The sequence below is a fragment of the Vibrio sp. 2132-1 genome, from assembly GCF_033344315.1.
Genome location: NZ_JAWPON010000001.1, coordinates 338,797 through 353,233, shown reverse-complemented (window position 1 = coordinate 353,233; position 14,437 = coordinate 338,797). Strand labels below are relative to the sequence as shown.

13 protein-coding genes are annotated in these 14,437 nt (G+C 42.2%); 7 read left to right on the top strand and 6 right to left on the bottom strand.

The features are described from left to right. Positions 1 to 27: 27 nt before the first annotated feature. Positions 28 to 2,073, bottom strand: coding sequence for a response regulator (locus R8N47_RS01400; protein ID WP_033906489.1), 2,046 nt, complete (start codon positions 2,071 to 2,073; stop codon positions 28 to 30). A 363-nt stretch (positions 2,074 to 2,436) separates the two neighbouring features. Here R8N47_RS01400 and R8N47_RS01395 point away from each other — a divergent pair, with 363 nt between their 5' ends. Continuing rightward, the gene (locus R8N47_RS01395; RefSeq protein ID WP_017635351.1) at positions 2,437 to 3,054 is read left to right on the top strand and encodes an HAD family hydrolase; all 618 of its coding nucleotides are present in this window, start codon (positions 2,437 to 2,439) and stop codon (positions 3,052 to 3,054) included. 89 nt (positions 3,055 to 3,143) lie between these two features. Here R8N47_RS01395 and R8N47_RS01390 read toward each other — a convergent pair whose 3' ends face one another. After that, complete coding sequence (locus tag R8N47_RS01390) at positions 3,144 to 3,692, bottom strand: GNAT family N-acetyltransferase (RefSeq protein ID WP_005376525.1); 549 nt, start codon at positions 3,690 to 3,692, stop codon at positions 3,144 to 3,146. A 271-nt stretch (positions 3,693 to 3,963) separates the two neighbouring features. Between R8N47_RS01390 and R8N47_RS01385 the strand changes: the two genes are divergently transcribed. Continuing rightward, positions 3,964 to 5,088, top strand: coding sequence for an acyl-CoA desaturase (locus R8N47_RS01385; RefSeq protein WP_017821552.1), 1,125 nt, complete (start codon positions 3,964 to 3,966; stop codon positions 5,086 to 5,088). A 359-nt stretch (positions 5,089 to 5,447) separates the two neighbouring features. Then, the gene (gene dcuC / locus R8N47_RS01380; protein ID WP_005376528.1) at positions 5,448 to 6,815 is read left to right on the top strand and encodes an anaerobic C4-dicarboxylate transporter DcuC; all 1,368 of its coding nucleotides are present in this window, start codon (positions 5,448 to 5,450) and stop codon (positions 6,813 to 6,815) included. A 103-nt stretch (positions 6,816 to 6,918) separates the two neighbouring features. On the opposite strand, the gene R8N47_RS01375 is transcribed toward dcuC, so the two are convergent. After that, the gene (locus tag R8N47_RS01375) at positions 6,919 to 7,275 is read right to left on the bottom strand and encodes a hypothetical protein (RefSeq protein ID WP_005376535.1); all 357 of its coding nucleotides are present in this window, start codon (positions 7,273 to 7,275) and stop codon (positions 6,919 to 6,921) included. 576 nt (positions 7,276 to 7,851) lie between these two features. On the opposite strand from R8N47_RS01375, the gene R8N47_RS01370 reads away from it, so the two are divergent. The 4 genes from R8N47_RS01370 (at position 7,852) to R8N47_RS01355 (ending at position 11,927) form a co-directional block, all read left to right on the top strand. Continuing rightward, the gene (locus tag R8N47_RS01370) at positions 7,852 to 9,084 is read left to right on the top strand and encodes an OFA family MFS transporter (protein ID WP_053303514.1); all 1,233 of its coding nucleotides are present in this window, start codon (positions 7,852 to 7,854) and stop codon (positions 9,082 to 9,084) included. A gap of 67 nt (positions 9,085 to 9,151) precedes the next feature. After that, complete coding sequence (locus R8N47_RS01365) at positions 9,152 to 10,765, top strand: VRR-NUC domain-containing protein (protein WP_064354729.1); 1,614 nt, start codon at positions 9,152 to 9,154, stop codon at positions 10,763 to 10,765. 163 nt (positions 10,766 to 10,928) lie between these two features. Continuing rightward, positions 10,929 to 11,576 carry an AcfA family outer membrane beta-barrel protein gene (locus tag R8N47_RS01360; protein ID WP_064354728.1) on the top strand — a complete coding sequence of 216 codons (648 nt, stop codon included), beginning with the start codon at positions 10,929 to 10,931 and terminating at the stop codon, positions 11,574 to 11,576. 15 nt (positions 11,577 to 11,591) lie between these two features. Beyond that, positions 11,592 to 11,927 carry a YgiW/YdeI family stress tolerance OB fold protein gene (locus R8N47_RS01355; protein ID WP_064354727.1) on the top strand — a complete coding sequence of 112 codons (336 nt, stop codon included), beginning with the start codon at positions 11,592 to 11,594 and terminating at the stop codon, positions 11,925 to 11,927. Positions 11,928 to 12,008: 81 nt separating this feature from the next. Here R8N47_RS01355 and yegS read toward each other — a convergent pair whose 3' ends face one another. The 3 genes from yegS to R8N47_RS01340 all read right to left on the bottom strand — a co-directional run bounded on the left by yegS (position 12,009) and on the right by R8N47_RS01340 (position 14,423). Continuing rightward, positions 12,009 to 12,911: a lipid kinase YegS gene (yegS, locus tag R8N47_RS01350; protein WP_064354726.1), complete on the bottom strand. Its 903-nt coding sequence runs from the start codon at positions 12,909 to 12,911 to the stop codon at positions 12,009 to 12,011. Between the two features lie 8 nt (positions 12,912 to 12,919). Next, entirely contained in the window at positions 12,920 to 13,825 is a 906-nt protein-coding gene (locus R8N47_RS01345; RefSeq protein ID WP_025767852.1) for a LysR family transcriptional regulator, read from the bottom strand. 172 nt (positions 13,826 to 13,997) lie between these two features. Further along, positions 13,998 to 14,423, bottom strand: coding sequence for a bifunctional diaminohydroxyphosphoribosylaminopyrimidine deaminase/5-amino-6-(5-phosphoribosylamino)uracil reductase RibD (locus R8N47_RS01340; RefSeq protein WP_005376542.1), 426 nt, complete (start codon positions 14,421 to 14,423; stop codon positions 13,998 to 14,000). Between the last annotated feature and the right edge of the window lie 14 nt (positions 14,424 to 14,437).

Genomic DNA, 14,437 nt, shown 5'->3' with positions numbered 1-14,437 from the left:
CGCCTCAAGAAAACAAGTCGCGAATGATTAGATCCAGTTTGCGATTTTATCGAACAAACGATTTTTATCCGCCGGTTTTACGATGAAGTCAGACATACCCGAAGACCCAATTTTGTCCAACGTGACAGGTGAACTATCCCCTGTATGCGCAATAATAGGTACCGACGCATAGTTTTTATCCGAGCTTCGAATTCGCCTAGACGCTTCTACACCATCCATAATTGGCATTTCGATATCCATCAGAATGAGATCAACATCTTCTTGCTCTAGTGTATCCAGAGCCTGCTGCCCGTCTTCTTTCTGAATCACTTCAAAGCCTTGCTTTTCAAGTAACATTGCCGTGAATTTACGCAAAGATTCATTATCATCCACGACCATAATTGTGCGCTTATTTGAATTATCTAACGTCACCGAGGCCGTTGGTGTCGATACATAGCTTGAATCATATAAGAGACGCTCAATAGTTGGTTTAGTATTCAATAACCAGGCTTGCGTTTCGATCCAAATAGGTTCATATGCAGCCTTACGTGCTCTCTGAGTCGGATGATGCTCAAAAAGATAAACTATGCGTGCTTCAGTGAAAGACAAGAGAGATTCTAATCTATCCAATTGGTTTGCTCTTGGATCTAAGCTCTCAAGATCGATAAAAATCAGATCGAATTCGAACTCGTACTCTTTCTTTTTGAGTACTTGGTTGGCATCTAAAATCGTCGAGTCAAAGCCCATAAAACGGCTAATATCTGTTACTTTAGACACCAAGATATCTTGGCTAGTCACCGTTAGAATGGTTTTGAGTTTAGTCAGATCGTTTTTGATTTCAGTAACGGTATCAGATGTCGTTAGTGGGAAAGTTAACGTAAATTGAGACCACTCCCCTAACTGAGATTGACACTCAATGTTCCCCCCAAATGAACGCATGACTTTTTTACAAAACGGTAGACCCAAACCATAACTTCCTGATTTGCCAGTGGTGTAAAAGTCTTGAAAGATATTGCGTAGAACATCAGGAGCAATGCCAGCACCATTATCGGTTACAACAATTTGATTAAAGCGTTCTGAACTTATCATGGATACATGTATGTGAAAATCTTCAGATTTACGGTGATGGAAGGCATTCTTGAAGAGGTTATACATAACGTACTTAAGTAATGTATCACTACCTAGAAACTCAAACTCACTTCTCGCATCCAGCGATATGGCAAATCGATCAGTGGCACGTTTATAACTGAAGCTTTCAATTGCCTGTTCAACGACCGAGTGAACTGAATATTTTTTGAAGCTAGAACGAGAAACTCGATTTTCATCAATCGAAGTCAGCAATAAATCGATGGTTTCATTACCCGATTGGATAATGTTCATTGCATCCTGACTCACTTCACGTAATAAGGTGACATCCTCTACACTCATGACGTACTGCTCTTTTCCTGCCTCTTTCATGTTGGGCAAGATCGACTGGATAACATCTATTGAAGTGCAAAGCCCACTCAACGGGTTACGCATTTCATGTGCGATCCCTGCCCCGAATGATTTTGCCAGCGAGACTTTCGCTTCATGTTCAACTTGGTTACGAAAATAGAACAAATTACCGAAGACATAAATAAACAGAAAGATTGGCACATGAGTCCAATCCATGGTCAAGTCAAGATGGAACCCTTTTGCAACCCAAGCGAAGAATGTTGCTAAACCTATCCCAGCAAAGGTTTGAGCAAACATGACCCTAGTAACATGAACCAGTAAAATGTGTAAGAAAATTGCAGACATAAACGACATAACCCATACATTGGACCAGTCATTCATCAGTAACATATAAAAAAAGAAAAACGGTAAGCACAGCGTTATCGTCACTTGGTAGTAAATAGGAACATAATCTCTCCAAGTCGATGATAAGCGGTTTCTAAAAATGATGCCGAAAAACAATAACGAGCAAAACAATCTAAGAGGTAAATTTTCATAAGCCTGTGGAAAGGCAAACTCCCAGACAAAGTAGTACAGCGGAAAGCCAAGAAACCCCATCCAGCCAACGAGAGTTAGGTTTGGTTCTGCATATTGATAAACCTTACGTATCGAGTCCATATAATCTGTTTTGCTTACTCCGCCTGACGCACAATAGTGTGATTTTGATTCACTTTTATCGTTTTATTATTAACTAATTATATATTAATCATCATTTATAAGCAGCGCGAAATGACGTAAACAGCTCGCAATACTTATCTTTAGTTTCAATCTTTTAAGACAGCTACACTTGATTTACAACCAAATAAACAAAGTTGCATATAGTTTAGTGCAATTTTGCGATAATCGCTCTGTATCCAATTGGATGTTAATCTCATTTTGTGTAAGAAACTTAAGTCGCGCCTTTGGCACGACTTTCCAACGATTCAAAAACAGCACTCACCGCATATAGCGTGGTGAAGAACAATTGGCTTGGGGTGTGTTATGAATTCTGTCCAGATAAAAAATGTCATTTTTGATGTAGGTAATGTGTTGGTACGCTGGTCTCCAGTAGAAATCGTTCGCTTAACATTTGGTGGTTCCGTAGAATCAGAGAAAATGGCTCAGATGCTATTTTCATCACAAATCTGGAAAGATTTAAATAAAGGGACGATCTCCGAAAGGGAAGCAAAACAGCGTTATCAACGTGAACACCAAGTAACGACGGAAGAAATGGACCGCTTCTTTTATTATGTAAAACACACTCAAATATTACTTTACGGCAGTATAGAGCTGTTAAAACGAGTAAAAAGAGCCGGATATGGCGTATATGCGCTCACAGACAACATCAACGAAATTGTGGAACATCTTCGTACTACCTATGAGTTTTGGCCACTGTTTGATGGAGCAATCATCTCTTCTGAAGTTCAATTACTAAAACCACAAGCGGAGATCTACCAAACTCTACTTTCAAAGTATCAGCTTAACCCCGAAGAGACAGTATTTCTTGATGACATGCCTTACAATGTTGAAGGTGCCCGAGCAGTTGGCATGGCTGCTATTCAGTTTGAAAATGCTCAGCAATGTGAGCTCGAACTAAAAGCCATGGGGGTTAACTTCTAGAAAGCTTTCATTAAAACATAACGTTAGGGTGCATAAACAAAAAAGAGCAGTGTTGAGACTGCTCTTATCTAATGTTTTAGAACGCTAGGTTAGGAGTAAATCACGTTTTCCTCAATCCCACTAACTAATGACTGGGCGTTCTTCCAACGGAATACTTTTTCTAACACCTCTTTGCCATCAGGTGCGCGCCAAGTTCGCTCTTGATCCTCTTGACCACCAATGTGGCGATAGAATTCAATCGCAGAAATGTTTTGCGACACAACTTCTAAATAAAGACCTGTGTCTTTAAAGTACTGCTGTTGCCATTCTGCGACAGCAAGTAATAGCTGCTTACCAATCCCACGACCACGGTAACTGTCATCAACATGCAATGCGTCAATAAAGGTTCCACGCTCGAAATCATGGTTGCCGAACACACAAACAAAGCCAAGTAGCAAACCTCCCTCCTCCGCCAAGACAATGTGCTGATTGAATGGTGGGTTGGTCAAACGGGTTTGCCAAATCAGTAGTTTGTCGTCAATCGCTTCTTTCTCAAGATAGTTATCACTAAGAATGCCACGGTAATGACGCTTCCAGCTATCCGCATGAAGATGCGCAATGCGCTCGTAGTCCTTATATTCCGCTAATCGTAAATCCATTACGTATTCCTATTTTCTTACATTTTTGCTTCTTTATAGAGTCTCGGTATATTCCACCTTTATAACACTTGTTTCTTGGCAGATTTTATACACCTTAAGCCAGAGCTCATTTTTTAATACTACTCATTATTCAATTAAAAGCAAAATATCCCATCAAGTTCCTTAATCTACACCCAAAGGAATCATCACATTTGTCTAACTTTAATTTGACTTACATGTGTACGCTGATATTCTGGCGAACAGTTGTTAGCTCAAAGTTAGGGATACACCTGTGACTCAAAACAAACCACCTGTTATCTGGTTGAATACATTAATATTTTCTGCCAGTTTTGTTCTAACTTTTATTGTAATGCCTTGGTATGCATATCATTTTGGACTGGGTTGGGAACATCTAATTTGGGGAGTGATTGCATTTAGTTTTACTAACCTTTCTATTACAGCAGGCTATCATCGTCTCTGGAGCCACAAAACATACGAAGCTCATCCTATTTTGCGCGCCATTTTTGCGATTGGAGGAGCATTTTCTTTGCAAAATAGTGCATTACATTGGTCTTCTGATCATCGTGTGCATCACAAACATGTCGACAATAACGATAAAGATCCGTACTCAGCCAAGCGGGGTTTTTGGTATTCTCACATTGGGTGGATGTTACGTGATTACAATAAATCAAAGGAAAACGAATATACAAACTGCCGTGATCTAAAGCGCGACAAAATCGTCATGTGGCAGCATAAGTATTATGTTCCACTTGCCCTACTGACTAATATTGGTTTCCCAGTCATGCTCGGACTGATCTACGGTGATATCTGGGGGATGTTATTGGTCGTTGGTGCGGCTCGACTCTTTATGAGTCACCATACGACTTTTTTCATTAACTCCCTCGCACATATTTGGGGTAAGCAAACTTTCACAGACAAAAACACTGCTCGCGATAATGGTGTACTCGCCTTTTTCACATTTGGAGAGGGTTACCATAATTTCCATCATATTTTCGAGAATGACTATCGCAATGGCGTGTATTGGTGGCATTACGACCCAACGAAGTGGTTGATAAAGTCATGTTCTTGGCTAGGACTCACATCTAAGTTGCGCACAACGCCTACATTTAGAATTGAAAAAGCCCGTGCGAGTCAACTTTTGAAGAAAGCAAGAGAAAAGCTAGAATCGAAACCGAACACGCAAACAATCCTCGATCAGCTACAGCACGAGTTTGATACTTTAGTTCATCACATGCAGGAATACTACGAGATGCGCAAAGAAGTACTCGGTGCCAAAACTGCCAGTGTGGTAAAAAAATACGAATGTTCTGTAACAAAAATGAAGTACCAGCAAATTAAAGCAGAGTTCGAACGGCAGCAGCGTAGTTGGAACCTTATGGTTCGTCGATACGCATAGTTTATCCTCATTCTTACGATTACTTAGCTTCGCTTCGGCGAAGCTTTTTTGTTGTGAAGAGTGTTTTCCAATAATTGCTTACTGAGTAAAGTCTTTTTCCTATTGTGAATCAATTCACTCTTTATTCATTCACTTTCCTAGTCATATTTTCCTTCCTATAAATAGCTTCAAACCAGCACATAACACTTAGAAAACCAAATTCCAACAATACAATCTAACGAAATTATTTATTAAATTATTATTTGTCTCAGATCATGCAAGCCCCATATTTGTCTCGTGCCACAGCTAAGAATTCTGTAAATTCCTTGTCATAAACTGAAACAGTTTCTTTCTTTTTCACATAACATTCGGAGGTCCCTATGTTAGAGCTCTTAATTGGCTTAGTGGTTACCATTGCGGTGGGTTACTTTATTGTCAAAGGCTATAAAGCTGCGGGCGTGTTACTGACCGCTGGTATTGCTTTACTTCTTATGACTGGCGTTTTGGGGCACGACGTGCTGCCGTCAAAAATCACCTCAACTGGTAACATGGTGACAGATGCGCTTGAATACGTGAAATACATGCTTCAATACCGCGGTGGCGGTCTTGGTATGCAAATCATGCTGCTTTGTGGTTTTGCGTCATACATGACTCATATCGGCGCGAACAACGTGGTAGTGAAACAGTTCTCTAAACCGCTTTCTGTCATCAAGTCTCCTTACGTCCTTTTGGTAGCGGCTTACATTGTGGCGTGTTTAATGTCTCTTGCGGTAAGTTCTGCAACAGGCCTTGGCGTACTATTAATGGCGACATTATTCCCAATGATGGTCGCGATGGGCATTTCTCGTCCAGCAGCCGTTGCAGTGTGTGCCTCTCCAGCGGCAATCATCCTTTCTCCTACTTCTGGTGATGTTGTTATCGCAGCAGAAAAGTCTGGTTTAGAGCTTGATGTGTTTGCGGTACAAACTGTGTTGCCTGTTTCTATTTGCGCAATCATCGTCATGGCAGCGGCAGCGTTCTTCTGGAACAAATACTTAGATAAGAAAGAAAATACACCAATGGAAAAAATTGATGTATCAGAGATCAAAGCTGACGCACCAGCGTTTTATGCAGCTCTTCCTTTTCTACCTATCATCGGCGTTTTCCTATTCAACGGTCGTACCATTCCAGGACTTAGTCTAGACATCTACACTATTGTGGTTGGTTCGATTTTCCTTGGAGCTCTGATCCATTATGTTGTAAATAAGTTCGATGGTAAGAAATCACTAGAAGATTTAGATTCTTGTTACGCAGGCATGGCTGACGCGTTCAAAGGCGTTGTGATGCTTTTGGTTGCCGCTGGGGTTTTTGCACAAGGTCTGATGTCTATCGGAGCTATCGATAACCTACTTCATCTAGCAGATAATGCTGGTGCAGGCGGCGTTGCTTTAATGCTTATTCTAACTGCATTGACAGTTGCAGCAGCAATTGCAACGGGTTCGGGTAACGCGCCTTTCTATGCGTTCGTGGAGTTAGCACCATCTTTGGCTGCGAAAATGGGATTAAACCCTGCTTTCCTAATTATCCCGATGCTTCAAGCATCAAACCTAGGCCGTACTATCTCACCAGTATCTGGCGTAATCGTTGCGACATCAGGTATGGCAAACATCAGCCCGTTTGAGGTTGTAAAACGCACATCCGTTCCAGTTCTAGCAGGCCTTATCACGGTGATTATTGGTACTATGGTGCTTGTTCCAATGAGTGCCTAACGGTATTGCCACGATCAAACTAAAAGCAATATCCGAACAAAATTACGTTTAATTAAAAACGCCAGCAAATGTGCTGGCGTTTTTTTTATTCTAATGTGTTGATTTACGCTGACTTAAATCGGTCAGGAATCTTAGTGATGCTCTCTCTGTAGCTAAACCATAAGTAGGTAACGGCAAGCGAAAAGAATAAATATGAAAGTGCGAATACGATTGGAGACGTGATTAATTCCGCGGACATTCCCCACATCACACCGACTACGGTTATCGTCAACTTAGAAAGCATACCGCAAATGAGTAGGAATAAAGCAAGCTGTGGAAAGCGCGAGCTGCGAAATGCGAAGAAATAACAGCTACCTACCGCTAAAGAAGCAATAGATAAGCCCAACATAAATGAATGGATGTGGTCTGCTGATGCGATACCAGCGGATACCGAAGCCATGAGTAATAGGAACAGTTTCATAAGTCACCTCACAACAAATCTAAAAAGCATCCCTTCATAAATGAAAACTCATTTTTCACTATATTCTGCGCCTAAAATCAGCAATTACAAGTTACTTTTTTGCTCACTTAATGAACATAAAAGCTAATCAGCTTCAATTATTACAAAAGGTTAACAATTAAAAATTAAGAAACCCTTTGCATCTGATACTTACGACAGTTAGATGATAAATTCGCCATTTTTGTTACAGATGGTTAACATGGAAACATTTTGAAATTTTTTATTTGAAATGTGAACTGTGCACTCAACAGCGTAAAACCTCTCTGTCTTGACTCATCATTCGTTATTAGCGAACAAAAAATATCACTTTTTTACAACGTTCTTACTACATACAAAACCATGAATTCACATCCACTTTTAATGTTGCAAATTATTTTATCAGTAACCGTAAAAAGAGATTCCAATCACATATTTATTGGTTATAATCCGCGCTCATTGCGTTAAACGTTGAAAAACGCAAACTAATTTTGAGAAAAAACATCTTTAAACCAACCTTCTTTGCGGCATTGCCAATAAGAGGAAAAACTGAGAATAAAAATGAGCAAGATTGATAAAGCTATGCGCATCCTGTTAGCAGGGTTCTGTATCAACCTTTGTCTTGGCATCCTGTATGCTTGGAGTGTATTCAACAAGGCACTGGTAACTGAATCAGGCTGGAGTGCTGCAGAAGCTTCTGCACCTTACGCAACTGCAACCATCACTTTCTCTATCTGTCTTCTTATTGCAGGTATTCTTCAAGACCGCATGGGCCCTCGAATGATCCTTATCCTAGGTACTGTTCTTACAGGTCTGGGCATGATCGCGTCTGGCTTTGTTGACACTCCACTCATGCTGAACATTACCTTCGGTGTGATCACAGGTGCAGGTATCGGTTTTGGTTACGCATGCCTATCACCTTCTGCGATGAAGTGGTTCCACGCTTCGAAGAAAGGTATGGTTAACGGCATTATTGCGGCAGGTTTTGGTCTAGCGGCTATTTACCTTGCGCCAGTAACTTCTGCGCTAATAGACAGCATGGGCATTCAAACTAGCTTTATGGTTCTTGGTGTTGGTATCCTAGCGATTGCGGTTCCTCTTGCAGCAACCATCAACAACCCACCAGCAGACTACACACCTGCGGAGCCTAAAGTAAAAGAAGGCCAAGCACCTAAAGCGGTGAAAAAGTCAGATGACTTAACTTGGAAAGCAATGTTGAAAACGCCACAGTTCTACTCTCTATGGATCATGTACGCGTTTGCAGCTTCTGTTGGTCTAATGATCATTGGTAACATCACGACAATCGCAAGCGTTCAAGCAAACTTGCCAAACGCGGTTTACCTAGCGTCTATTCTTGCTGTATTTAACTCTGGCGGTCGTGTTGCCGCGGGTATGCTTGCAGATAAAATCGGCGGTGTTCGTACGCTTCTACTCGCGTTCGTTCTACAAGGCGTAAACATGGTGCTGTTCGCGACGTTCGACTCTGAGTTTACACTGATCATCGGTACAGCAATCGCAGCGGTAGGTTACGGCACACTTCTAGCGGTATTCCCTACTCTAACGGCTGAGTTCTACGGTCTGAAAAACTACGGCACTAACTACGGCGTGCTTTACACAGCATGGGGTATCGGTGGTGCAATCGGCGCAGCGGTTGTTGGTTTCTCGATGACAAATGGCGACGGCTACACCTTGGCTTACACAATTTCTTCAGCAATGATGGCAGTATGTATCGTACTAGCGTTCATCACTAAGCCATTGTCTGATGCGAAAGTAGCACAGCTAAAAAACGCATAATTGCGAATTGATTTGATAGCAAAAAGGCTTAACCTATGGGTTAAGCCTTTTTTGTTATCGGTCGTTTATGGAAAGCCCTATCGAACTTGCACCAGACTACTATCTAGAGAACTTCATTAAGCTGACTCATCACGCAGTAACTTGGTACAGCGATTTACTGACCAAGGAAGAACACGCATGGCTTTGCTCGTTTGATTCTTTGAGCAAACACGCCCAGTGCCTTTTGGTACGTTTATACAGCCGAAAGGGATGTTGGTTTCGAAGTGATAAACTGAATTATCAAGAAATACCTTCTATCAATGAAGCGCTGGCGGAATTGAGTCAACATGAGTTTGTAGCCCTTTCCCCACCCCTTTCTCATCAAGAGTTAGCGGCCAATTTACTGACCAAACCAGAAATCTCTGCGCTTTATCCCGAACTGCCGAAATCACTCAAGAAAGACGCCCTTGTCGAACGTTTGAGTAATGCGGAATTTGATCGTATAGAGAAGCTTGAGTTTACGATCGTCAAACTCAATTCAGCTCATATGATCGACGTGTTGCTCACTCTGTTTTTTGCCAACACCCATCAAGACTTAAGTCAGTTTGTGCTTGATGACTTAGGTTTGCATCAGTTCGAGCAATATCAATTGAGTAAAGTGCGCCGTTTCTTTGATTCACGTGAGCAAATAGACCGTTTAATTGAACTGAGCCAGTTGGCCAACCTGTACTGGCAATTTGACCGAAAAGACAAAGCCAATCTCGACTTATTAATTGAGGCAATGCCTCAGCCCGTTAAACACCGTTACGTAGATCGTAAACGCGAGCACATGTTGAATGATATAGCACGTGATTACGAACGGCTTAATGATCTAGAGACCGCCCTATCTCTATTTGGCCAAACTCAACTCACACCGAGCCGAGAACGACGCGCACGTATCTATGACAAATTAAACCATGATGATTTATTTGGTGACATTGTCACAGATATGCTTAACTCACCGATCGATGTGTCTGAGCTCGAAGTTGCACAAAAACTTGAGCAACGGTTAAAACGAAAACAAGGCGAGAAAGTGCCAAGAGTGACGAAGCCAACCTGTACGGAATACCGCCTTGAACTGGATTTATCTCAACAGAGAGTCGAACTCGCCAGCAAAGCGTATTTTGAGTCTTTAGGCTGGACCGTATTCTACGCCGAAAATGCACTGCTTAATGCATTACTTGGTCTCACTTTTTGGGATGCGATTTTCGCTCCCATCGAAGGCGCATTCATCAATGCCTATCAACATCGTCCTCTGGATTTGTACTATTCTGATTTTGTTACCAAGCGCCAAGCTTTGATAGGTGCGGCATTTGACGAATTGGAAACGGGTAGCACTCATACGTTATTGACAAAGTACGATGAGAAGTTTGGTGTCAGCAATCCATTTGTGCATTGGAGCTTAATAAGTAAAGAACTACTCGAAACAGCACTCGATACAATCCCAACTAACATGTTGATGGCGCTATTTAAAATACAATTGAGTGACCTAAAGCTTTACCGTAATGGGATGCCGGATCTCATTGCTTTTAAAGAAAACGAGTTCGAGTGGATTGAAGTAAAAGGGCCTGGCGATAAACTCCAGGATAACCAATGGCGTTGGATTAAAGAGTTTACTCGCCTTAATGTGCCATTTGCGGTGTGTTACGTCGCCGCAAGTTAACTCTCTTTATATAAAGAGCTTGGCGCATATTCATTAAAACAATTTCTTTTTTACCGCACCTTGCTCTTTTTCTGAAATATTTTTGTTTCTTCACGATCACTTCACGCTTCATCACACACAATGCGCTTCTACTCATTAAGTTGATTTGAAGAGGCAAAATAAAATGAACAAAACCATTCTTGCGTTACTCGTTACCTGCTCAGTTTCGGTATCTGCGGCTCCTTATGTAGGTCTGGAATATGGACTAGGCACCACTGACCATGACTTGGAACCTCACTTTTCAGCTGAAAATGTAACACTTAACCCAGAACTTGAGGATGGTATTTTCTCAGGTTTTATCGGTTACTCGTTTAATGACAATTGGGCAATTGAGTTAGGTTACAGCCAGTTTGACCTTGATGACGGCCGTTCTAAGAACCTTGGTATCAAGACAATTGATGGCAAAGATTACCATCATGAAATAGATTGGGATTCCTCTATCACAGCCAAACAAGTCTCGCTAGCACCAGTGTTTAGCTATGCATTAAGTGATAAATGGACAACAAAATTCAAAGCGGGTTTAACTTACACGCAATACGACGCCAAGGTTGCTCAACATCAAGAATATGAGCTTGTCGTGAATGACGATGTGGAAATAAGCAACACGCTTTTCCATAGCTCAGAGAAAAACAACGAGTTAGGCGCAATGTTCTCTGTGGGCGCGGAATACCAAGTGTTGCCAAAGCTCACCATTGGCGCAAACGCTAAATACCAACTAGACAACTACGCAAACACTGCATCCTTTAACGTAGGCACAACTTATTACTTCTAATATAAGGAGATGATAATGAAAAGAGTATTGTTAACATCCATGCTTGCCCTACTTTCAAGCTCGGCTTTCGCAGCGTTTAATGGTCCAGAAGTCAGTGCAATCAATACGGTGAAAGAGGCGCGCAACGCAACCGACGACAGCGCTGTAGTGCTAACCGGGCATATTGTTCAATCATTTGGTAACGAGACTTACTTGTTCAGAGACAACACTGGTGAGATCGAAGTAGAGATCGACAACGAAGATTGGATGGGTCAAGAAGTGACACCAAAAGATACCGTAATGATTCGAGGAGAGGTTGACGCAGATTGGACAACTACGCAAATAGACGTTGAGACCATTCAAAAACGTTAAGAAGTTGACTAATACCTCAACACAAACAACACAGCCACATTTTAGTGGCTGTGTTACGCAATAATCATGGAAAACGCTCGTTTAGCTAGTCAAGCAAGGGCAATCTTGCGGTACGACTAATCGTATACTCTTAGGCTGAACATCAAATCTAATGGTTCTCGAATGATAAGGTTCTCCATCTAAATTAAGAGGCAATGGATTCGGAAAATCTATCTCCAACCAGCTTGCTTTAGTGTACTTCACAAACTCTCCTTTCTCACTCGGGTTATTGATCTCGTCGATTACTTTAGGCAGCTCATGAGGTAAAAATGGGCGCACCAATGTTAGATCCATCAGCCCATCATTAATCATCGCTTTAGGAGCTAACTCTTGCCCACCTCCAGCAAGGCGCCCATTACAAAACGCACCGAGCAACATTTCTCCCTGATACGCACCACCTTCAATCGTTATTGTTCCGTCATATGGTTTAAAGCCAAGTGCTTTTACAACACCAGTTAGCGTGTAAGCTCCGCCGCCAAGAAAGTTTTTGAGTTCAACAGGCGTTTCTGCTGTAACTTCTGCGCCAAACCCTGCTGTTGCCACGTTAATAAAGCAGCGATCGTTCGCTTTGACGCAATCGACCAAAGCGGACTGCCCCTCAACAGCAAGAGATAAAGACGCCTTAATGGAATTAGGTACTTGAATAGCGGTAGCAAAGTCATTGGCGGTACCAAGGGGAATAATGGCTAACTCAGGGCGTTTTTCTTTGTCAATTTGAATAATCGCAGAAGCCGCCTCATTGACGGTCCCATCGCCACCAGCGACAACAATACGTTCAATGCCTTCAGCAACCGCTTCTTTTACTAGCCGTGGCATGTCTTGAGATTCCCACGTCACACGCACCTGTACGTCGATGCCTTTGTCTCTCATTTTCATGATTGCATCTCTTAACTCTGTATTCCCAGCTTTTTTTCCGTTAAGGATGGCACGTATTGTCTTTTTCATTGCACTTCCTATTGGTTGATGACTTTTCCTGCTTGCTTAATCTGTGAACGCAACCACTGATGGGCGCTGTCGTTTGTGCGACTAGGATGCCAGATTGTACAAAGCTCATACATTTGTTCATCAAATGGCATTGATAAAGATTTAACATGATAGGTGTTATTGAACAAGTTGATCATCGACTCTGGCATTAAACCAATGTATTCACTACCACAAATAATTGGGAGCATTTCTAGTACGCCTGAGGCTCGATACTTAATCTTTCTCTTATCCAAGTCGACAATGTCATCGGCGTTTAACAAGCTCTTACGACTCTGCCACTGCGAAACCACTACGTGTTCTTCTTCAAAAAATTGTTCAGCCGTAATCTCGTCATTCAGGCGTGGATGCGCTTCGCTACATACCACCACCAAACGCTCCGTAAGTACAGTTTCCAGTTTTAGCACCGTTCTTGCTCTTGGTGTGATATCAATGATCAAATCGTATCGTTGTAACCTCAGATCACTTTCAAAATCTTCCGTAAAAAGCGGATGTACTTCTAATGCAACATTTGGTGCCGACACACGGATTTGTTTCATGACTTGAGGTAGCAACTCAAAGCTTGCAACGGACACACAGGCAATAGAAAACACTCTATTCGACACTTTAGGGTCAAACTCACTAGAGGCCGATAATGTCGAAGTGAAATTTTGTACTGAAGCTAGAAGAGCAGGATAAATATCCATCGCAAACGAGGTAGGCTCGACACCTTTAACGCAACGATGAAACAATGGGTCATCGTAGATATCACGTAGCCTTGCAAGCGCTTTACTCACCGCAGGCTGGGTGATGTTTAAACGCGACGCCGCCCGAGACAAGTTACGCTCTTCATAGATGGCAGTGAAAATGGGAATAAGATTAAGGTCGGTCGGTTTCATGCTATTAAATTTTTCAAAAGTCACTTTCTCTATTTTAATCTAACAGCATGATCCTTCACGTAGCCAAGTGCAATAAATGGGCGGTATCGCTTGTTTTAATGAGTTTTAACTCAATTTTGACGCACTTCATTCACCACATAAACTGGCACCATAGTGCAACGTAAAGCTTGACTTAGGCTTTGCCTAGGTAAGGGGTAAGAAACTCGCTGACTTCCTCGCCGCACAAACCCGTTTCTACCTCTATACCTGCTTGTTTTAGAATCTCGATACCTCGACCACTGTTGCGCGGGTCGGGGTCCAATATGGCTACGACGACTTTGCTTATGCCGGATTTGACTAATGTCACCGCGCAAGCTGGCGTGCGACCAACAAACGAACACGGTTCCAGCGTAACGTATGCCGTCACCGATTCTAACGAGCCTTGATACGCATTTAGCGCTTCCACTTCCGCGTGATTGCCACCAATCGCTTGAGTATGACCTTCAGAAACGATTTGATTGTCTTTCACTAACACGCAGCCAACCGGCGGGTTGGGTTGACATTCAGGAAGCGCATTTTTGGACACTTCCAATGCGCGGCGCATAAACTCTTGGCTCATTTGAACTCTATTCT